The organism is Rhizobium oryzicola (assembly GCF_030504645.1).
GTDB lineage: Bacteria > Pseudomonadota > Alphaproteobacteria > Rhizobiales > Rhizobiaceae > Neorhizobium > Neorhizobium oryzicola.
Window position 1 is genome coordinate 74282 of the sequence record NZ_JAUKWQ010000007.1, and the last position, 18492, is coordinate 92773.

Annotated in this window: 22 protein-coding genes; 10 read left to right on the forward strand and 12 right to left on the reverse strand. The window is 60.3% G+C overall.

What is annotated here, in order from left to right; genetic code table 11:
* The first annotated feature begins 8 nt into the window (after nucleotides 1-8).
* Genes Q2T52_RS19195 through Q2T52_RS19205 form a run of 3 tightly spaced genes read left to right on the forward strand, consistent with a single transcriptional unit; the run spans nucleotide 9 to nucleotide 2408 of the window.
* Nucleotides 9-983 (forward strand): branched-chain amino acid ABC transporter permease, encoded by a 975-nt coding sequence (locus Q2T52_RS19195; RefSeq protein WP_436799559.1) that lies wholly within the window; start codon nucleotides 9-11, stop codon nucleotides 981-983.
* Nucleotides 976-1725, forward strand: a complete 750-nt coding sequence (locus Q2T52_RS19200) for an ABC transporter ATP-binding protein (RefSeq protein ID WP_302078444.1) — start codon at nucleotides 976-978, stop codon at nucleotides 1723-1725. Before Q2T52_RS19195 ends, Q2T52_RS19200 begins: the two co-directional genes overlap by 8 nt.
* Entirely contained in the window at nucleotides 1722-2408 is a 687-nt protein-coding gene (locus tag Q2T52_RS19205; RefSeq protein ID WP_302078571.1) for an ABC transporter ATP-binding protein, read from the forward strand. Before Q2T52_RS19200 ends, Q2T52_RS19205 begins: the two co-directional genes overlap by 4 nt.
* On the opposite strand, the gene Q2T52_RS19210 is transcribed toward Q2T52_RS19205, so the two are convergent.
* Nucleotides 2409-3623 carry a pyridoxal phosphate-dependent aminotransferase gene (locus tag Q2T52_RS19210; RefSeq protein ID WP_302078445.1) on the reverse strand — a complete coding sequence of 405 codons (1215 nt, stop codon included), beginning with the start codon at nucleotides 3621-3623 and terminating at the stop codon, nucleotides 2409-2411.
* 347 nt (nucleotides 3624-3970) lie between these two features.
* On the opposite strand from Q2T52_RS19210, the gene Q2T52_RS19215 reads away from it, so the two are divergent.
* The 4 genes from Q2T52_RS19215 to Q2T52_RS19230 all read left to right on the forward strand — a co-directional run bounded on the left by Q2T52_RS19215 (nucleotide 3971) and on the right by Q2T52_RS19230 (nucleotide 7184).
* Nucleotides 3971-4744 (forward strand): ABC transporter ATP-binding protein, encoded by a 774-nt coding sequence (locus Q2T52_RS19215; RefSeq protein ID WP_302078572.1) that lies wholly within the window; start codon nucleotides 3971-3973, stop codon nucleotides 4742-4744.
* 30 nt (nucleotides 4745-4774) lie between these two features.
* Complete coding sequence (locus Q2T52_RS19220; protein ID WP_302078446.1) at nucleotides 4775-5557, forward strand: transporter substrate-binding domain-containing protein; 783 nt, start codon at nucleotides 4775-4777, stop codon at nucleotides 5555-5557.
* A gap of 83 nt (nucleotides 5558-5640) precedes the next feature.
* On the forward strand, nucleotides 5641-6369 hold the full coding sequence (locus tag Q2T52_RS19225; protein ID WP_302078447.1) for an ABC transporter permease: 729 nt from the start codon (nucleotides 5641-5643) through the stop codon (nucleotides 6367-6369).
* The gene (locus Q2T52_RS19230) at nucleotides 6366-7184 is read left to right on the forward strand and encodes an ABC transporter permease subunit (RefSeq protein WP_302078448.1); all 819 of its coding nucleotides are present in this window, start codon (nucleotides 6366-6368) and stop codon (nucleotides 7182-7184) included. The genes Q2T52_RS19225 and Q2T52_RS19230 overlap by 4 nt, the downstream gene beginning before the upstream one ends.
* Nucleotides 7185-7281: 97 nt before the next feature.
* Here Q2T52_RS19230 and Q2T52_RS19235 read toward each other — a convergent pair whose 3' ends face one another.
* Nucleotides 7282-8643: an LLM class flavin-dependent oxidoreductase gene (locus Q2T52_RS19235; RefSeq protein WP_302078449.1), complete on the reverse strand. Its 1362-nt coding sequence runs from the start codon at nucleotides 8641-8643 to the stop codon at nucleotides 7282-7284.
* An 86-nt stretch (nucleotides 8644-8729) separates the two neighbouring features.
* On the opposite strand from Q2T52_RS19235, the gene Q2T52_RS19240 reads away from it, so the two are divergent.
* The gene (locus tag Q2T52_RS19240) at nucleotides 8730-9296 is read left to right on the forward strand and encodes a helix-turn-helix domain-containing protein (protein ID WP_302078450.1); all 567 of its coding nucleotides are present in this window, start codon (nucleotides 8730-8732) and stop codon (nucleotides 9294-9296) included.
* Here Q2T52_RS19240 and Q2T52_RS19245 read toward each other — a convergent pair whose 3' ends face one another.
* The 4 genes from Q2T52_RS19245 to Q2T52_RS19260 form a co-directional block, all read right to left on the reverse strand.
* Nucleotides 9297-9410 carry a DUF2474 domain-containing protein gene (locus Q2T52_RS19245; RefSeq protein ID WP_302078451.1) on the reverse strand — a complete coding sequence of 38 codons (114 nt, stop codon included), beginning with the start codon at nucleotides 9408-9410 and terminating at the stop codon, nucleotides 9297-9299. It abuts the gene before it with no gap.
* A complete protein-coding gene (gene cydB / locus Q2T52_RS19250) occupies nucleotides 9407-10411 on the reverse strand; it encodes a cytochrome d ubiquinol oxidase subunit II (protein ID WP_302078452.1) in 1005 nt (334 codons plus the stop codon). Before cydB ends, Q2T52_RS19245 begins: the two co-directional genes overlap by 4 nt.
* Nucleotides 10401-11819: a cytochrome ubiquinol oxidase subunit I gene (locus Q2T52_RS19255; protein ID WP_302078453.1), complete on the reverse strand. Its 1419-nt coding sequence runs from the start codon at nucleotides 11817-11819 to the stop codon at nucleotides 10401-10403. The genes cydB and Q2T52_RS19255 overlap by 11 nt, the downstream gene beginning before the upstream one ends.
* A 301-nt stretch (nucleotides 11820-12120) precedes the next feature.
* Nucleotides 12121-12846, reverse strand: a complete 726-nt coding sequence (locus Q2T52_RS19260) for an endonuclease/exonuclease/phosphatase family protein (protein WP_302078573.1) — start codon at nucleotides 12844-12846, stop codon at nucleotides 12121-12123.
* A 120-nt stretch (nucleotides 12847-12966) separates the two neighbouring features.
* Here Q2T52_RS19260 and Q2T52_RS19265 point away from each other — a divergent pair, with 120 nt between their 5' ends.
* A complete protein-coding gene (locus Q2T52_RS19265; RefSeq protein ID WP_302078455.1) occupies nucleotides 12967-13911 on the forward strand; it encodes a lysylphosphatidylglycerol synthase domain-containing protein in 945 nt (314 codons plus the stop codon).
* Here the strand turns inward: Q2T52_RS19265 and Q2T52_RS19270 are convergent.
* From Q2T52_RS19270 to Q2T52_RS19280, 3 genes are all read right to left on the reverse strand, one after another.
* The gene (locus Q2T52_RS19270) at nucleotides 13885-15387 is read right to left on the reverse strand and encodes a phospholipase D-like domain-containing protein (RefSeq protein ID WP_302078456.1); all 1503 of its coding nucleotides are present in this window, start codon (nucleotides 15385-15387) and stop codon (nucleotides 13885-13887) included. The genes Q2T52_RS19265 and Q2T52_RS19270 overlap by 27 nt on opposite strands.
* An 89-nt stretch (nucleotides 15388-15476) precedes the next feature.
* The gene (locus tag Q2T52_RS19275; protein WP_302078457.1) at nucleotides 15477-15680 is read right to left on the reverse strand and encodes a hypothetical protein; all 204 of its coding nucleotides are present in this window, start codon (nucleotides 15678-15680) and stop codon (nucleotides 15477-15479) included.
* Nucleotides 15681-15713: 33 nt separating this feature from the next.
* Nucleotides 15714-15875: a hypothetical protein gene (locus Q2T52_RS19280; protein WP_302078458.1), complete on the reverse strand. Its 162-nt coding sequence runs from the start codon at nucleotides 15873-15875 to the stop codon at nucleotides 15714-15716.
* Between the two features lie 138 nt (nucleotides 15876-16013).
* Here Q2T52_RS19280 and Q2T52_RS19285 point away from each other — a divergent pair, with 138 nt between their 5' ends.
* Complete coding sequence (locus Q2T52_RS19285; protein ID WP_302078459.1) at nucleotides 16014-16520, forward strand: ferritin-like domain-containing protein; 507 nt, start codon at nucleotides 16014-16016, stop codon at nucleotides 16518-16520.
* Here the strand turns inward: Q2T52_RS19285 and Q2T52_RS19290 are convergent, their stop codons facing one another.
* From Q2T52_RS19290 to Q2T52_RS19300, 3 genes are all read right to left on the reverse strand, one after another.
* On the reverse strand, nucleotides 16521-16715 hold the full coding sequence (locus Q2T52_RS19290) for a hypothetical protein (RefSeq protein WP_302078460.1): 195 nt from the start codon (nucleotides 16713-16715) through the stop codon (nucleotides 16521-16523).
* Between the two features lie 187 nt (nucleotides 16716-16902).
* Nucleotides 16903-17124 carry a hypothetical protein gene (locus Q2T52_RS19295; protein ID WP_302078461.1) on the reverse strand — a complete coding sequence of 74 codons (222 nt, stop codon included), beginning with the start codon at nucleotides 17122-17124 and terminating at the stop codon, nucleotides 16903-16905.
* A gap of 80 nt (nucleotides 17125-17204) precedes the next feature.
* Nucleotides 17205-18272 carry a LacI family transcriptional regulator gene (locus Q2T52_RS19300; RefSeq protein ID WP_302078462.1) on the reverse strand — a complete coding sequence of 356 codons (1068 nt, stop codon included), beginning with the start codon at nucleotides 18270-18272 and terminating at the stop codon, nucleotides 17205-17207.
* Nucleotides 18273-18492 lie beyond the last annotated feature (220 nt).

Genomic DNA, 18492 nt, shown 5'->3' on the forward strand with positions numbered 1-18492 from the left:
GGATGGCCATGATATCCCGCGAGTTCCTGATCAACGGCGTGCTGGCTCTGCTGCTTTTGGCCGTGCCCTTCATTGCCAGCGCAGTCGGCCAGCCCTTCACCATCACGCTTGCAACCCGCATCGCCATCCTGGCGCTGGCCGCAACCGGCCTCAATATCGCGCTCGGGCTCGGTGGCCTCGTCTCCTTCGGCCATGCCGCCTTCTTCGGTGTCGGCGGCTATGTGGCGGGCATTCTGTCGTCGCATGCCTTTTCCGGCGATCCCATGATCTTCGGCTTCGAAGGTAGCAAGCAGATGCTGCTGATCTGGCTGACGGCGGCCATCGTGGCCGGGCTGCTGGGCCTGTTGATCGGCGTCATCAGCCTGCGCACCTCGGGTGTGTACTTCATCATGATCACACTCGCCTTCGCGCAGATGGTCTATTACTTCGCCATCTCGTGGCCTGCCTATGGTGGCGAAGACGGTTTGTCGATCGTGGTGCGCAACCAGTTTCCCGGTGTCAACACCATGCGGCCGCTTACCTTCTTCGGCGTGGCCTATGGCGCCCTGATCGTCGGGCTCGGTCTGTTTGCCATGATCCGGGATTCGCGTTTCGGGGCGGCGCTGCAGGCGGTGCGCCAGAACGAGGTGCGCGTGGCCTCTGTCGGCATTTCGCCGCTGCCCATCCGGCTCACCGCCTTTGTGCTTTCCGCCATGATGACAGCGCTGGCGGGCTGCCTCTATGCCGATCTCAACCGTTTCGTCAGCCCGTCAATGCTATCCTGGCACATGTCCGGTGAGTTGATCGTACTGATCATTCTGGGCGGTACGGGGCGCCTGTTTGGGCCGGTGGCGGGTGCCATGCTCTATGTGGTGATCGAATCTGCTCTCGGGGGTATCACCGAACGCTGGCAGTTCTTCCTCGGACTCATCCTGCTCGCCACGGTTCTGTTTGCCCGTGGCGGCGTGATCGGCCTTCTGGCCGGAAAGGCGCGCCATGGCTGAGCCGGTTCTTGATATCAAGGGTTTGCGGAAAAACTTCGGGGCGCTGAAGGCGACGGACGATGTGAGTATATCGCTCTATCCGGGTGAGATCCATGCGTTGATCGGCCCGAACGGGGCGGGCAAATCCACGCTCATTCACCAGATCTGCGGCACGCTCAGGCAGGATCAGGGATCGATCCGTCTGGCAGGAAAGGAGATCGGTAATCTCGGCGTGGCCGAGCGGGCGCGCAAAGGGCTGGGGCGAACCTTCCAGATCTCCTCGCTCGCAGTTGAATTCTCGGCGCTACGCAATGTCATGCTGGCGGTGCAGGCGCGACAGGGTTCCAGCTTCCGCTTCCTGCGACCGGTTCGGAGCGACCGCAACCTCGTGGACGAAGCCATGGATCGCCTTTCCCGTGTCGGGCTTGCGGAGCGGGCGCATATTCCCGCCGGTGAGCTTTCCCATGGCGAAAAGCGCCAGCTGGAAATCGCCATCGCGCTGGCGCTCGATGTGAAGGCCTTCCTGCTGGATGAACCCATGGCCGGCATGGGGCCCGAGGGTTCCAAGGTGCTGACGGGCTTTCTAGCGAAGCTTCGGCAGGAAGCGCCGATCCTGTTGGTGGAGCATGACATGGATGCGGTCTTCGCACTGGCGGACCGGATTTCCGTGCTGGTGTATGGCCGCATCATTGCGACAGGCACGGTCGAGGAGATCCGCCGCGACCCTGTCGTGCGCACCGCCTATCTGGGGGATCATGCCTGATGCTGCTCGACGTCCATGACATCAGAACCTTTTACGGCAGCGCGCAGGCACTGTTCGGCATCACATTCCAGATTGAGGATGGTGAAGTCGTGGCGCTGATGGGCCGAAACGGCATGGGCAAGTCGACCACGATCAAGTCGATCTGCAACCTGATGCCGCCGAAGGGGGGACGCATCAGCATTGCTGGCACGGCGACCGATCGGCTGCCTCCGCACAAGGTGGCGCGGCTCGGCATCGGGCTCGTGCCGGAGGGACGCCGCTGCTTTCCCAACCTCACAGTGCATGAGAACCTCGTCGCTGCGGCCAGGCCGGGACAATGGACGCTGGCGCGGGTCAACGCCTTGTTTCCGCGCCTGGTAGAGCGGCGGGATCAGCTGGCGCGCTCACTCTCGGGCGGCGAGCAGCAGATGCTGGCGGTGGGGCGGGCGCTGATGACCAATCCGCGCCTGCTGATCCTTGACGAAGCCACCGAAGGTCTGGCGCCCGTCATCCGGCAGGATATCTGGCGGGCGATCCGCACGTTGAAGGCGGAGGGCCTTTCTATCCTCGTGGTAGACAAGACGCTCTCCGAACTCCTGCCCGTTGCAGACCGCTGCGTGGTGCTGGAAAACGGGCAGGTGGCCTGGACAGGGGTGCCGCAGGACCTGACCGCCGATTTGCAGGATCGCTATCTCGGCGTTTGATCAGGCCCGCAGTGCTGCCCGCTCCGCCCTCTGTTCCGGGGGCATGCCAGCAAGCCGGTGGCTGAGGCTTGCCATCCGCTCCACCGCCGTCTGCAGCGTGTCTTTCGGCACGGTCAGCGAGATGCGAATGAAGCCCGCGGCCTGATCCCCGAAGGAAGAGCCTGGCATGACGGCCACCTTTTCCTCCCGCAGCAGTTCCCAGGCAAATTCTTTGCCGCCAAGGCCGGTGCCGGTCACGTCGACCACCACGAACATGCCGCCTTCGGGCATCATCGGCTTCAGCAGGTTGCTGCCGGCGAGGGTTTTCTCCACGATCGCGGCACGGCGCTGATAATTGCCGCGCATGATATCGGCCGTTTCGAACTTTCTGGATAGCGCCAGTGCCGTCATGTCGGCGATAAATGGCTGCACGCCGAACAGCATGGTCTCCGAAACCGGCAGAACCTTTTCACAGAATTCTTCAGGCCCTGCCGCCCAGCCGCTGCGGAAGCCCGGTGCGGCATGCGATTTGGAAATGGAGGAGACAACAATGGTCCGATCGGCCAGTTCCGGCATATCGAAGGGCGAGGCAAAGCCTTCCGCGAAAATCAGCTGCTCATAGACTTCGTCGCAAACGATCCACAGATCATGCTTTCGGCAGATCTCACCGATGGCCGCGATTTCGGCGGCGGTCAGCACCGCACCGGTCGGATTGTGCGGCGTGTTGAGAAGCAGCACCCGCGCTTCCGGCGTGATCGCACGCTCCAGATCGGCGGCTTTGAGGTGGAAACGGTTTTCCGGGCGCAGCGGTACAGGAATCATGTGTGCGCCGGTCGAGGCGATGACGCCTTCGTATGTCGCATAAAGTGGATCGCCCACCAGTACGCCGTCACCTGCTTCTACAAGCCCCATCATCACGGCGTAGAGCGCGCTCTGCGTGCCGGGAAAGCAGAGGAAGTTTCTCTCCGTCACGCCTGGACGGCGCTTTTCATATTTCGCCACCAGCGCCTTCAATACGGAAGGTTCGCCGCGTCCGTTGGAATAGCGGGTTCGGCCCGCATGCATGGAGCGCGAGCATTCCGCCAGCAGCGCTTCGTCTGGGGGAAGATCCGGTTCGCCGATCGTCAGCTCGATAATGGGTTCGCCCGCGGTCTTCATGCGGCGGGCCGCCAGATGCAGGGCCCAGCGGCCGGAGCCGAGGTGGGCGAGGCGATCGGTGATGGAGGCGTAGCGCATAAAATTCTCCCTGTATCGGAACGAGTTCAGAGAAGGGGGATAGCCTCTCCCTGCCGCAGAATTCGCGTTGCACGGGATGTATCCGATGCGGAGGTAAAAGCGAAGCCCGCGTGTGACGGGCCGGGATACTTCTGGGCGTGGCAGCGGAGCGAACCTCTGTTTTCGCGTGCTTTTCTGAGATCCGGTGGCCATCTCACCCTAAGCGCGTACAACAGGCTTGAGTAATCGGTGCACAAGTGCAAAACTAAAATCTAATCTTGCGGCGCCAGCTCCGCGGTATAAAGAAGAAAAGCTGGGGGGACAGTCATCAGTTGATCGAGCGACAAACGTTCGGCAGTGAAGGTAATATGGCGGAAACGGCGCAAGCCATTGAAGTGCGGGATCTCCACAAGCGTTTTGGTCCGCTGGAGGTTCTGAAGGGTGTATCTCTCAGCGCAAAGCAGGGCGATGTCATTGCTCTGATTGGCGGAAGCGGTTCGGGCAAATCAACATTCCTGCGTTGCATCAACATGCTGGAACTGCCAACTGCCGGCAGTGTCACTATTCATGGTGAAACCATTGAACTGAAGAAGGATGGCAATGGCGGACTGATGCCGGCCAATCGCCGTCAGGTTCAGCGCATCCGCACCAAGCTTGGCATGGTCTTCCAGAGCTTCAACCTCTGGCAACACATGACGGTTCTTCAGAACGTCATCGAAGTGCCGGTGCATGTTCTCGGCCAGCCGCGCGATCAGGCGATTGAAGTGGCTGAAGCCTTGCTGCGCCGCGTTGGTCTTTACGAAAAGCGGGATGCCTACCCGGCCTTCCTGTCCGGCGGGCAGCAGCAGCGTGCGGCCATCGCCAGGGCGCTGGCCATCCAGCCGCTTGTCATGCTGTTCGACGAGCCTACGTCTGCACTCGACCCGGAGCTTGTCGGCGAGGTTCTCTCCGTCATTGGCGACCTTGCGCGCGAGAAGCGCACTATGATCCTGGTGACACATGAAATGAAATTCGCACGACAGGTGGCAAGCCATGTGGTCTATCTGCATGGCGGTGTCATCGAGGAACAGGGGCCGCCGGAGCAGATTTTCGGCGATCCGCAATCGGAGCGGCTGAAAAAGTTCATCAGCTCCATTCACTAAAAACAATCAGTATTATCGAAAGGGGAAATCATGACCAACATTCTGAAGACGGCCGCGATTGCGCTCGCTCTTGGCGTCGCTGCCATCACCCATGCTGCCGCCGAGGACATCAAGATCGGCGTCGATTCCGGCCCATATCCGCCGTTTAGTTCGCCGGATGCCAGCGGCAAGTGGGTTGGCTGGGAAATCGAAATGATGGACGCATTCTGTGCCGAAGCAAAGCTGACCTGCACGCTGTCGCCGATCGCGTTTGATGGCCTGATCCCGGCCCTGAACGCCAAGAAGATCGATGCCATCATGAGCTCGATGTCGATCACCGACGAGCGCAAAAAGGCCATCGATTTCTCGGACAAGTACTACAACACACCGACCGCGATCATCGGCCCGAAGGGTGTGAAGTTCGAGCCGACGGCTGAAGGCCTGAAGGGCAAGGTCATCGGCGTTCAGGTCTCGACCATCCACGCGGCCTATGTCCAGAAGTACTTCGCCAAGTCCGTTGCCGAGGTCAAGGAATACCAGACGCAGGATGAGGCCAACAACGACCTCGCAGCCGGTCGTCTCGACGCGATCCAGGCCGACCTCGTGACCTTGAACGACTTCTTGAAGACCGATCAGGGCAAGGCCTGCTGCGAACTGAAGGGCAATGTGCAGGATGATCCGGCCATTCTCGGCTCGGGCGTCGGCGTCGGCGTTCGCAAGGAAGACACGGCGCTGAAGGATAAGTTCAACGCTGCGATCAAGGCTGTGCGTGCCAACGGCACCTACGACAAGATCTCGAAGAAGTATTTCGACTTCAACATCTACGGCAAGTAAGACAGTCTCGGCTGTCGCCGCCGGACCCCTGGTCATTCAGAGGTCCGGCGTTTTCTGTGCCAGCCGCACGGAGCTGATCCCGCATGGGTCCCACCAGTTTTGATTTGAACCTTCTGTCCCTCTGGTCTCCGGGCTGGGGCGGTGTGTTGCTGGCCGGCCTGATGCGCTCGCTGGAAGTGGCCGTGGGCGGTTTTCTGCTTGGGCTTTTGATCGGCATCGGCGGCGCTTCGGCCAAGCTGTGGGGCGGCAAGGTGCTGCGTGATCTGCTCGAGGTCTATACGACCGTCGTGCGAGGTGTGCCGGAACTCATCCTGATCCTCATCCTCTATTATGCCGGCACCGATGCGGTAAACAAGCTGATGCTGGTGCTTGGGCTTCCTTCGGTGGATATCAGCGGTCTTGCCGCCGGCATCTTCGTGATCGGCGTAGTGCAGGGCGCCTATTCGACGGAGGTGCTGCGCGGGGCCATCAAGGCCATCCCGGCGGGACAGCTGGAGGCCGCGCGCGCCTATGGCATGTCGCCGCTCCTATCGCTTCGCCGCATCACATTGCCCGCCATGCTGCCCTATGCCATTCCGGGTCTGTCTAACCTTTGGCTAATCGCCACGAAGGATACGGCCCTGCTGGCCGTAGTCGGATTCAGCGAGCTGACGCTCGTCACCCGCCAGGCTGCTGGTACAACCAAGGCCTATATGATGTTCTTCCTGGCGGCCGGTGTGCTCTATCTGCTCGTCACGCTGCTCTCCAATGTCATTCTCGGCGCGATTGAAAAGCGGGCTAGACGCGGCTTGTCCCGGGAGCAGGCAGCATGAAGGACGAAGCAACGCTCGTGCCGATGACTTATGCTCCCCCGAAGGCACGCAGCCTGTTGGAGCCGCATCGCATTGCGCTGGCAGCCGTCTTTCTGGCCATTCTGGTTTCTGCCGCCTATTTCATGCGATGGGACTGGCTGCCGCGCTATCAGGACCGGCTGATCTCCGGCCTGTGGACAACCATGCTGATGCTGATTTCCACATCGGTTGTCGGCTTTGTGTTTGCGGTGCCGCTTGGGCTTGTCCAGGTGACGGGGCCAAAGCCTTTGGCCTGGTTGGCCAACGCATTCTGCACCCTCATTCGCGGCACACCGCTGCTTCTACAGTTGTGGTTGCTTTATTACGGTCTGGGCTCGCTCTTCGCGCAATATCCGGAAATCCGCAGCTCCTGGGCCTGGCCCTATCTGCGACAGGCCTGGCCCTACGGCTTTGCCGCGCTGACGATCTCGTTTGCGGCTTATGAGGGTGAAGTCATGCGAGGCGCCTTTTCCGGTGTGCCCAAGGGCGAGCTGGAAGCGGCGCGCGCCTATGGCATGGGCCGCTGGACGGCGTTCCGGCGGATCTGGTTTCCGCGCGCCGTCTATCGCACGCTGCCGACGCTGACGGGCGAAACGGTGCTGCAACTGAAATCGACGCCGCTGGTTGCGACAGTCACGGTCATGGACCTCTATTCCGTCATCACCAAGGTCCGGCAGGATACGTTGCTGACCTATGAGCCGCTGCTGCTGCTGGCGCTGATCTATCTCTGCCTGACGGGTATTCTGGTTCTGGCTTTCCGGCTGCTCGAAAACCGCATCCCGAGCAGGGGCAATTAAAGCATGGCGCGCAAAAGTGTGTAGCGGTTTTGCGGTAACGATATGCGTTAAAACAAGAACTTAAAGCACGTTACACGAGGCTAAGCCGCAACGTGCTTTAGGGTTCGCCAAACCGATGCCTCTTCGCGATATGGCGGTTCGGTAGACGCGATGCGCCAAAGAGTTTGTCCCGCAGGGTTCCTGGCTCATAGGCAGTCTTGTAGAGCCCTCGCTCCTGCAGGATGGGGATGACCAGCCCGATGATGTCTTCGAAGCATTCGGGTACAACGGTGCGGGAAAGGTTGAAACCGTCAATGCTGGCATTTTCCACCCATGCCGCCAGCTGATCGGCGATCTGCTCCGCCGACCCCACCATGGGCGCTTGCCGGCTACCGAGCACCATCTGGTCGAGGAGCTTGCGTTTCGTCCATTGCGGACCGGCGCTGCGGGTCATGGCCTCGACATTGGAGATAATGGCGCTACTTTTGCCGGTCTCGATCGGTTCATCCAGATCGTACCGAGCAAAATCGATACCGAGGGAAGCCGCGGCATGCACGAGTGCCGCCTCTGAACTGACATGGCGCCGGTAGTCCTCGAATTTTTCCCACGCTTCTTTCTCTGTGCGGCCTGTGACGATGGTTGCGCCCAGGAAAACCTTGATGTCATCGGCCTGCCTGCCGCAGCCAATGGCGCGGCTGCGGATATCGTCCACGATAGCCTTCACCCCGTCCAGCTTCTGGCCGTTGACGAAGACACATTCGGCGTGGGTTGCCGCAAACTCCCGGCCACGGGTCGAGGAACCGGCCTGGTAGAGCACCGGCGTGCGCTGCGGCGATGGTTCGCAGAGATGCATGGCATCCAGCCTATACTGCTTGCCGGCATGTTGGATCTTTTGAACCCTGGCCGGATCGGCATAAACACCCGTCGCCCGGTCGAAGCGGACGGCATCATCCGCCCAGCTGCCCTCCCAGAGCGCATAGACAATATCCATGTATTCGTCGGCCAGATCGTAGCGATCGTCATGGGCCGCCTGTGCATTGAGGCCAATGGCTTTGGCCGCACTATCAAGATAGCCGGTGACGATGTTCCAGCCGATGCGACCGCCGGTCAAATGATCAAGGGTCGAGATGCGGCGGGCAAAGAGAAAGGGCGGTTCGTAAGTGAGGTTGGCGGTAATGCCGAAGCCGAGATGTTGCGTGACGGCGGCCATGGCGGGCACCAGCAGCATCGGATCATTGACGGGAACCTGCACCGCGCCTTTCAGTGCCGCATCCGCACTGCCGCCATAGACGTCGTTGATGCCGACGACGTCAGCCAGAAAAATGCCGTCGAACAATCCGGCTTCCAGCCGCCTGGCGTAATCCATCCAGTAGGTAAGCTCACCATAGCGGTGCGACTGGTCACGGGGATGAGTCCAAAGCCCTTGCTGAATATGCCCGACGCAGTTCATATCGAAGGCATTGAAGTGGATTTTTCGCATGGCGCCCCTCACGGTCTGCGTGACGATCCCGTTTCTTATTGGTCTCATTTCGTCTACTATAGGAGACGAAAGAGGAGGGTTGCAAGATGGAGCCTCGCGAAGTCGATACGGCGCAGGCGATCGCTGATCGCATCAGGATCGAGCGCGAAAGCCGGGGCTGGTCCCTGTCGGATCTCGCCGAGCGTTCGAACGTGTCGAAGGCGATGATCAGCAAGATCGAGCGCTGCGAGGCAAGCCCGACGGCGACGGTGCTGGGCCGATTGTCGGGTGCCTTCGGCCTGCCGCTTTCGACGTTACTTGCCTTGGCGGAGCGGGCGGATGAGCGTCTCTTGAAGCTCGATCATCAGCCGGTATGGACGGACCCGGAAACCGGTTACACGCGCCGCGCGGTCTCGCCGCCGAATGGTGGAATGCTCGACCTCATCGAGGTCATGCTGCCGCCCGGCGTTCGCATTCCCTATCCGGCCTCGGCCTTCGCCTTCCAGCGCCAGCAGATCTGGATGCTGGAAGGTCTGCTGCATTTTCACGAGGGCGATACATTGCATATTCTGGAGCCAGGTGATTGCCTGGAGCTTGGGCCGCCCGCGCCTTGCGCCTTCAAGAACGCGGGCAAGGTGCCCGCGCGCTATCTTGTCGTGCTGGCGAAACGCTGATCAGGCCTTCAGCCAAAACTTGATGATCATGGCGACCAGCCCGACGGCCAGTACGCCTGAGATCCAGAGGCCGACGAACCAACCGAGTTGCCTTGCTTTCTCTGCGATCCTCAATGGTAACCCTCCTCCGGATCCATCTTGCCGCGGAAGACCCAATAGGCATACCCCGTGTAGGCGAGGATGATGGGTACGAGGATCGCTGCCCCCACCAGCAGAAAGCCGAGGCTCTCGTCAGGCGCCGCCGCGTCCCAAATGGTGACCGAAGTGGGCACGATATAGGGGTAGAAGCTGATGCCGATGCCCGCATAGGCAAGAATGAAGATGGCCAGCGCCGACAGGAAAGGCTGGGAGTCATGGCGGATTCTCAGGCCCCGGAACAGCGAGTAGAAGCACAGCACCACCAGCAGCGGAACGATGACGCTGAAGACGGCGGTCGGAAAGGTAAACCAGCGATCGACATAGAGCGGCTTCAGGAAGGGCGTCCAAAGGCTGAAGATGCCGATGGCAACTAGCGTTGCCGCGCCCGCACCATAGGCGAAGCGGCGGGCATTTTGGGCGATATGTCCGGAGGTGCGCATCACCAGCCACGTTGAGCCCAGAAGCCCATAGCCGATGACGAGGGCAATCCCGGTTGCGATGGAAAATGGCGTCAGCCAGTCCCACCAGCCACCCGCATAGGCACGGTTGGCAACGGGAATGCCCTGCACCAGCGCACCGAGCGCGATGCCTTGTGCAAAGGCCGCAACAGTGGAACCGCCGGCAAAGGCCCAATCCCAAACCCACTTGGCACGCTTGGTGCGCCAGCGATATTCGAAGGCGACACCCCGAAAAATGAGGCCAAGCAGCATGGCGATCAGCGGCGCGTAAAGCGCCGGTAGGATGGTGGCATAGGCGAGCGGAAAGACGGCGAGCAGACCGCCGCCGCCCAGCACCAGCCAGGTTTCATTGCCATCCCAGACCGGTGCAACGGAATTCATCATCGTGTCCCGCTCCTCCTCCTCCCGAAAGAAGGGAAAGAGGATGCCGACGCCGAGGTCGAAGCCGTCAAGGACGACGTAGGCGAGGACCGCAAAGGCGATGAGGGCGGCCCAGATGAAGGGAAGATCAAGCGCCATGGTGAGCACCTCCGTGCTGGGCAGCCAGATGGGGAGCGGGGGTAATGCCTGCGGAACGGATCGGACCATCGCCGAGATGTGCATCCGCATCGCGCGGCAGGCGCTTCATCAGACGCAGGATGTAGAAAGTGCCAGCGCCGAAGACGAGGAAGTAGACCACGACGAAGGCCAGTAGTGAGGTTGCCACGGCGGGGGCCGCAATCGCCGAGCGGGATTCGGCCGTCAACAGATGACCGTAAACCGTATAGGGCTGTCGGCCCACCTCCGTCGTGACCCATCCGGCCAGCACCGCCACGAAGCCTGCTGGCCCCATGGCGAGGGCAAATCGGTGCAGCCAGGAGCTCTGGTAAAGCGTGCCATGCCAGCGGCTATAGAGGCTCCAGATGCCAAGGGCGAGCATGGCAAAGCCTAGCCCCACCATGATGCGGAACGACCAGAAGATGATCTCGACGGGCGGCTGCTTGTCCTCCGGTATCGTATCGAGGCCCGCCAGCGGCGCATTAAGATCGTGTTTCAGGATTAGACTTGAAGCCTTCGGGATCTCGATCGCGTAGTCCACACGTTTTTCCTGCGTGTTGGGAATGCCGAACAGGATCAGCGGCGCGCCATCCGGATGGCTTTGGAAGTGGCCTTCCATCGCCATCACCTTGGCGGGCTGATGTTCCAGCGTGTTGAGGCCATGCTGGTCGCCCGCCAGGATCTGCAAGGGTGCGACGACAGCAATCATGCCCATGGCCATGGAAAACATTGTGCCGGCTCTCAGCGGCGCGGTACGCCGCAGAAGGTGATAGGCACCGACGCCACCGACCACGAGCGCCGTCGTGAGATAGGCTGCCAGCACCATATGCACGAAGCGGTAGGGGAAAGACGGGTTGAAGATCACCTGCCACCAGTCCACCGGGATGAACTGGCCCTTGTCGTTCATGGCAAAGCCGGCTGGAGTCTGCATCCAGGAATTGGTTGCTAGGATCCAGGTCGCCGAAATCAGCGTGCCGAAGGCCACCATCAGAGTGGCAAAGAAGTGCAGGCCGGGCCCGACGCGCTTCCGGCCAAACAGCATGACGCCCAGGAAACCAGCTTCCAGGAAGAATGCCGAAAGCACCTCGTAGCCCATCAGCGGCCCAATGACCGGTCCCGCCTTGTCCGAAAACACACTCCAATTGGTCCCGAACTGATAGGCCATGACGATGCCGGAGACGACGCCCATGCCGAAGGCAACGGCAAAGATCGTCTTCCAGAAGTCGAACAGCTCCAGATAGACCGGCTTCTTCGTCCACAAATACAAGCCCTCTAGCACTGCCAGATAGCTGGCAAGGCCAATCGAGAAGGCTGGAAAGATGATGTGGAACGAGACGGTGAAAGCAAACTGCATACGCGCCAGGACCGTAGCGTCCAGATGCTCAAACATGGCTTCCTTCCTTTGCCCGGGGGGGCTTTTACAAAGTGGCTCGTCAACAGTTGTCGCAGGCTTGATGCACTGCAGCAACGGACGGCTTGCCGCATGAGCCAACCTGTCGCGCCTCCAAGGGTTGCAAAGAAAAGGCGCTTCCCGGGGGAGAGCGCCGAATGGGGGAGGTTCTATGACATCGTCCACCAGCGCATCAGCGCCCGCGACGGTTTCTCAACGTGGACACGCGCCAAATGTTCCACGTCTTGCGATCGAATGCTTGTACGAACCACTGGAACAATCTGACGGGTTGGTTGCGTGTTCAGAACGCCACTTCGGCCAGCAATGGCAGGTGATCGGAGGCGAGGCGCGCCAGGGGCGTTCGAACTGCTTCCACAGACCGTAGGCGAAGGCTTTCCGATACGAAAATGTGGTCCAGCCGCAGCAGGGGCCACCGCGATGGAAACGTGGCACCAGCCAGCTCGCCCAGATCCTGCACGACATCCTTCATGTGGCGTTTCACCATGCGGTAAGGCGCTGATGAGGGGATCGAGTTGAAGTCGCCAATCAACAGGCTCTTGCCCTTGCGGATTTCAGAGTTGCCCAGCCAGCTCCTGCCGAGCAGTTCGCGCATCTGGCGTACGCGATCTCGCCGTGTCAGGCCCAGATGCGTATTGACAATGTGCAGCCGTTCACCATGCGCTTCCACATCTGCCCACAAGGCGCCGCGCGGCTCGCCCACGGATGTGAGTCCGCCGGCCTGCCTCAGCTGCAAAGGCAGGGCGGTCAGGATTGCATCGCCATACTGCTCTTCGGCCACGCGCAACGCCGGGTGAAAGTGGAAGTCCATACGCAGGTGGTTGGCGATCGCCTGCGCCTGATCGATGCCGCCGCTTCGGCGTCTGCCGACATCAAGTTCCTGCAGGCCGATGATATCGGCACCCGTCTCCGCAATCACGTCGGCAATGCGCGCCGGATCCCGCTTGCGATCGGTGCCCACGCAACTGTGAACATTGTAGCTGAGGATACGGATGGTCCGGGAGGGCAAGGAGGGCGTATTTGGTGAGGGTTCGGTCATGCCGCAGGGAACCCCTTTCCCCGGCGTTTCGTTCCCCATGTCGGAAGAGGCTCTCGTCTTCTTCTCCCATCAGGATGCGAAAGGCTGCCCGTGACACGACACCTGTTCAGGATCATCATCGCGCTCTTGATCGCCGTGGCGGCGGTGCTCGTTTATCGAAGCCTCAGCCGTTACAGCTGGGGGGACATCACGGCCTCAATGGCGATGCTGCCGGTTCTGCGGATCGTTACGGGCGCCCTTTTTGTCATCGCCTCCTATCTGTGCCTGGCGATGTTCGACTGGCTGGCGCTGCGTTATGTGGGCCATCCGCAACCCTTCCGCCGGGCGCTGGTCGCTTCCTTTTCAGCCCTTTCGATCGGCCATAATGTTGGCGGTGCTGCGCTCTCGAGCGGTGCGGTCCGGTACCGCTTCTATGCGCGCTGGGGTCTTACGGGCGACGAGGTTGCCAAGGTCATTCTGTTCTGCGGTGCGACTGTGCTGCTTGGGCTTAGTACACTTGCCGGGATTGTGCTGCTGCTAATGCCGCCAACGGGGCAGAACCTCCTGGATCTGACGGAAGCCCAGCGCTTCTGGCTGGGGCTTGCCTTTCTTGTTTACCCGGTTGCCTATCTCATTTGCTCGGTCTGGGGTCGTCCGCCGCTGAAATTCCGCAGTTTCCGCATGGAGATGCCAACGCCACTGATGTGTGTCGCACAGGTTGCCATCGGCACGCTGAATTTTGCCTTCGTCGCGGCGGCTCTCAATCAGTTGCTGCTGACCTTCACTCAAGCGGGGTATCTGCAGGTGGCCTCGGCCTATGTCACCGCAACCGTTGCCGGCATGCTGAGCCACGTGCCGGGCGGTCTTGGGGTGCTGGAAGCAACCATGCTGATGCTGCTGCCGGAGTCGGATTCCATCGGCGCCTTGGTTGCCTTCCGGGTGTTGTATTATTTCGTGCCGCTCTGCCTTGGCCTGCCGATCTTCCTGATCAGCGAGGCCTATTTCCGTCATCAGCAGCGGGAGGGTGGCTCAGAGCCAGCTCCGCGCCAGGCGTGACAGCGCCCAGCGGGTTCCGACGCGCACCTGCTGGAATGGCCAGAAGGGGCGGCGCGGATCAACGATCGCCGTACCGGGCAGGGACTCCGTTTCACCGCGCAGCACGTCGATCGAGAAGGCGCGAAGCCCCCTTGGCTTTCGGTTGAAGCGCTCGATGGTGCGGATCAACGAGCCGGTCTCAGTGATGCTTGCAGTAATTTCTGCCGGGTCAGCATCCAGGTGCTCGGCAATCAGCTCATCTCTGAGGGCAAGGACTGCCTGACGTCCCGCGTCGTCCGTAGGTTCAAAAGCCAGATCCGATTCCGTATCGAGACCTTCGGAGCGATTGTTGAGATTGGATGATCCGACGCGAATGAAGCGGTCATCAATGATGACCAGCTTGGAATGCACGATGATTTCGTGCTCCTTGCCATCCTTATCCTGGGTCACCGAGTAGAAGACGCGCAGACGACCGTATCGATCGGCGCGCTTCAGGTGACGGATCAAGCGGTCGCGATTGTTGCCCATCATAACCTTTTCCAGGAAGCCGTGCGACTCGCGGGTGACCAGCACCACGATCTCGGGTCCATTCGGTTCCTTCAAGCGCTTGGCAAGCGTACGGGCTATGCCAAAAGAGGCAAGGTACTGGGATTCCAGATAGATGTGACGGTGGGCAGCACGCAAGGCATCATGGGTGAGGCGGATCGCCTCGCGCCGACCTTTGCGGCCCTTCCAGCGCCACGGTTCCGTCAGCGCAAGGCCCACCGGGCAGTCGGTGAGGCTGGGCTTTAGATCCTCTGGCCAAAGTTCATGCCATATGCCTATCGAAGAAGCGGTGAGGTTTTCGCCAAGCGCCGCTTTCCAGCGCTTGCGGCAGGCGTCACCCACAAGCATTGCGGCTTCACCGGCCACGATGGCCTGCATATCATGCACGGGGCCATAGCAATTGCCATCGGGCGAACAACGCAACGGGTTGGGGATTGCGTGGCTGCGGTCATCCCAGCGACGGGCGGTCAGGTCTATGCCGCCAAGGAAGGCCACCGCATCATCCACGCATACCATTTTCTGGTGATGGCTTGCCCGCAAGGGATGGCGAAAATCGAAATGCAGGTGGATGCGAGGATGATCCAGCACACCGGATTTCTGAAACAGCCTGAGGCTCTTGCCGGAATAGACGGGGCCCATGCCCCAGACGAGGATGCGGACGGAAAGGTTATCGTGTGCGTCCACCCTAGCACGCAGAATTTCGCCCAGCGTCGGGCTCCCCTCATCTTGCGGTCGCAGCCGGATATCCGGATTAAAGTCCCATCCTACAATGAAGATGGACTGCGTTGCCTTTTTCAGCACTTGTTCGAGGCGCGTAAAATATTCGGCTCCATCAATCAGGAAGGCAGCCTGAGCCGCCCGTCCTCCGCGCCAGGCATTATAGCCGGGGCTGATGATGGCATTGGTTTCGACTGATCGCTTCCACATCGGATTGCGCAAGGACAGATCCACGTCGGTATTCCCCTAAACACAGTTTTCTCCGCACAAACGCAATCAACCCCGCCGGAGTTCCGGCAGGGGCATGACGCGACGCGCAGGCGCTATTGCTGGATTGCGTGCGGCGATGGTTGTGGGGTGTTTCCCTTGTCCTGATCGGTCACCAGCACGCCGATGGCACCTGCCAGCAGAATGGCGGTCGCGGCGGCAATCAGCTTGCCCATGCCACTTTTGCCGGGATTCCCAGGACCGGCCTTCATGTCGCGCCGCTCGGAATGCGCATGGTGATCAAAGAAGCTGGAAAGCATGGTTGCATCTCCTTCTTCCCAATTTGTGCGTTATCAATAGCCCATATGCATGGGCGGCTCCTGGGTTTCGTCCGGATTGGGCAGGGGTGTCTCATCCGGCAAGCGATCCGGATCGGGCTCCTGGATCGGCGGCTCCGGCCTCCAGACAGGTGCCGGCATGGGCGGCTGCTCGCTCGGTTCTCTGGGGTCTGGCATGGCGTTCTCCATCATGTCTCGTTCCAGCAACACATGCGCCCAGAGATCGTTCCATCACGGTTTTCAGAGGAGCTGATCGGGAACGGCCGCGACCCTTGCGCGTTCATCTTCGATATTCAACCACCAGGGAGGCTGCCGATGACCCATATGCAGGATCACTTCCTGATCTGGCTGCGCGACGCCCATGCCATGGAGAACCAGGCGATCGCCATGATCCGTGCGCAGATAAAGCGGATCGAAAACTATCCCGATTTCAGGGCAAGGCTAGAGCGGCATCTGGCCGAGACAGAAGATCAGGCGGCCAGGCTCAAGGCGCTACTTGATCGCTATCCTGGTGGCGCTTCAACGGTGAAGGATCTGGCCGCGCGGATCGCGGCAACCACGCAAGGCGTGGGTGGATTGTTGGCAGGAGATGAAATTATCAAGGCCGCCAAGGCGACCTATGCCTTCGAGCATGCGGAGATTGCCCATTACCGCGTTCTTGCTGCCGCGGCCGACGAGCTTGGTGATACAGAAGCGAAGACGGTCTTTGAGGAAATCATGGAGCAGGAACGCGCCATGGCAGACTGGCTCGATCATCACTTGGATATTCTGACGCGCATCTATCTGATGCGCGACGAGCGAGACTTGCAGGCGAAACGATAGTCAGATGCTGATGCGGCTATCCAGTTCTTCCCGGTTCCGGGCTCCGTCTTCGTAAAGCTCGATGATCTGGGAAGCGAGGTCGGTTGCTGCGCGACTATTGATATCGATGCGTTTGTCATGCCGGACGGAGTCGAAATAGCTCTGGAGGAAATCCAGATCCTGCGGTTCTAGGGTTAAGGGTGCGGTCTGTCTCATGTTTCGGCCTCCTTGCACATAAGGCGGCGAAAGCGCGTCAGGCGTTAAACCCGGTCTTCCAGCCGTCGGCGCCTTGAAAGTCTAAGCCGACGATGAAAGCAGCCTACGCTTCATCCAAGACAATGCAACCCGGGATGGGTCGAGAGGGCAAAAGTTGATGCCCTCTCAAGATGTCGTGAGAAAATTGTCAAACCTCATCATCGAGATGATTGGCTTCGTGATCCTGCAATTGCTCCGTCTGGATTGCCTTGCTGTCCAGGCCACGCTCGCGTGAGTGCTGGGCCTTGTCGCGGTTTGAAAGCACGAAGTTTTCGGGGATCTTGTCGCGCTCGATGTCGGTCATTGCACCGGTGCCGGTGCCTTTGCCCTGACTGCCGGGACCCATATGTTTCGAGTTGGCATTGGCCATGGGGCATCCTCCTTGTTCTTCCGTTACGGATGTAGAACTCGGTTGAAGGGCGGAATGATCCGGATGTGACGAGAAATGTGCTACGGAGTGGGCACGACAACCTGCTGGAGATGCTGAAGCTGGCTCATGGAGGTTTCGCCGTTGATCTGCTTCAACAGCAGTTCGCCCATTAGCCGTCCGGCCTCTGACAGATCTTCGTAGATCGTTTCCACGCGCGGCCTTACCTGGTCGAACAGGCCGGAGGTCTGCTTGGTAATGATGCGAACATCCTTTTGCAGAGCCAGGTTTCGGTCGTGAGCAGCTGCCATCACTGCCAGTGCCGTAACTTCGCCGCCACAGATGACGCCATCCGGCGGATCGGCTTCGCCGAACCGGTGGTAAAAACAATTGCGGATCTCATCTGACTGGCTGTCGATCGTGATCGTATCGGGGATCTCGTAAGCCAGACCCTCCTCGCGGATAGCCGTCATGAAGCCATGGCGCATGTGGTGCGCGAAGGTGAACTGCCAGGGAGGAAGAATGATTGCCAGCTTGCGGCAACCTGCGGAAATCAGCGTTCGGGCTGCGCGGTAAGCGAAGGTGTAGTTGTCGTAATCCACGTAAGGATGAGGGGTCGCCAGCTCCGTTCGTCCATGGCAGATGAAGGGAACACCGGATTGGCTCAGCAGCTTCACCCGCTCGTCTAGCGGCTCGGTTCGGCTGAAGATGATGCCGTCTGCCGTGCGGTTGCGCAGGATGTACTGCACCGGCTCAATCTGCGGAATGTCGGAAAAATGCGGCGTAATGGTCAGGTGGTAAGGCGTGTTTCGGAGCGCCTCCGTCAAACCGCTGATCATTGACGTCGCGTAGCCCAGAATTTCCTCATGCGGGTCCAGGATCAGGCTGATGACATGGGTGCGTCCCGTCTTCAGGCGAAGCGCAGCGCGGTCCGGCTGATAGCCGATCTGCTGCGCGACCTCAGCAACCCGCACGCGTGTTTCGAGTGCGATCTGCGGTGCCCCCGCCAAGGCACGGGAGACGGTCGTGACCGCAAGCCCGGTCATCTCCGCGATCGTCTTCAACGTCGGCCTGCCACCATTGCCCAGCAGATCAGGCGCCGCTGTCGTCGTCCGCGGCTTGCGCTTTCGCTCCACGCCGTTGCCGGCCATTCGCATTCTCCCCGTTCCGGATCACTCCGGCTCCCCCGTGATGCATATCAAGCAAGAGACGCGAGTGGAACATGACAGGCACACGTCGGGCTTCTTTTTATTGCATAACGGATTGTTTGTTATGTTTTTAACATGGGCACCCGCAAAGGTTGACTCTGTCTCAATTTGTATCGTTATAAGTCAACTTGTCCGTGGAGGAGTTCGGACGCAAAGGGAGCAA

Coding starts and splice junctions, on each gene's coding strand:
- Q2T52_RS19195 (WP_436799559.1), top strand. CDS start 9: ATGATATCCCGCGAGTTCCTGATCAACGGCGTGCTGGCTCTGCTGCTT.
- Q2T52_RS19200 (WP_302078444.1), top strand. CDS start 976: ATGGCTGAGCCGGTTCTTGATATCAAGGGTTTGCGGAAAAACTTCGGG.
- Q2T52_RS19210 (WP_302078445.1), bottom strand. CDS start 3,623: ATGCGCTACGCCTCCATCACCGATCGCCTCGCCCACCTCGGCTCCGGC.
- Q2T52_RS19215 (WP_302078572.1), top strand. CDS start 3,971: ATGGCGGAAACGGCGCAAGCCATTGAAGTGCGGGATCTCCACAAGCGT.
- Q2T52_RS19220 (WP_302078446.1), top strand. CDS start 4,775: ATGACCAACATTCTGAAGACGGCCGCGATTGCGCTCGCTCTTGGCGTC.
- Q2T52_RS19225 (WP_302078447.1), top strand. CDS start 5,641: ATGGGTCCCACCAGTTTTGATTTGAACCTTCTGTCCCTCTGGTCTCCG.
- Q2T52_RS19230 (WP_302078448.1), top strand. CDS start 6,366: ATGAAGGACGAAGCAACGCTCGTGCCGATGACTTATGCTCCCCCGAAG.
- Q2T52_RS19235 (WP_302078449.1), bottom strand. CDS start 8,643: ATGCGAAAAATCCACTTCAATGCCTTCGATATGAACTGCGTCGGGCAT.
- Q2T52_RS19240 (WP_302078450.1), top strand. CDS start 8,730: ATGGAGCCTCGCGAAGTCGATACGGCGCAGGCGATCGCTGATCGCATC.
- cydB (WP_302078452.1), bottom strand. CDS start 10,411: ATGGCGCTTGATCTTCCCTTCATCTGGGCCGCCCTCATCGCCTTTGCG.
- Q2T52_RS19255 (WP_302078453.1), bottom strand. CDS start 11,819: ATGTTTGAGCATCTGGACGCTACGGTCCTGGCGCGTATGCAGTTTGCT.
- Q2T52_RS19275 (WP_302078457.1), bottom strand. CDS start 15,680: ATGCTTTCCAGCTTCTTTGATCACCATGCGCATTCCGAGCGGCGCGAC.
- Q2T52_RS19280 (WP_302078458.1), bottom strand. CDS start 15,875: ATGCCAGACCCCAGAGAACCGAGCGAGCAGCCGCCCATGCCGGCACCT.
- Q2T52_RS19285 (WP_302078459.1), top strand. CDS start 16,014: ATGACCCATATGCAGGATCACTTCCTGATCTGGCTGCGCGACGCCCAT.
- Q2T52_RS19290 (WP_302078460.1), bottom strand. CDS start 16,715: ATGAGACAGACCGCACCCTTAACCCTAGAACCGCAGGATCTGGATTTC.
- Q2T52_RS19295 (WP_302078461.1), bottom strand. CDS start 17,124: ATGGCCAATGCCAACTCGAAACATATGGGTCCCGGCAGTCAGGGCAAA.
- Q2T52_RS19300 (WP_302078462.1), bottom strand. CDS start 18,272: ATGGCCGGCAACGGCGTGGAGCGAAAGCGCAAGCCGCGGACGACGACA.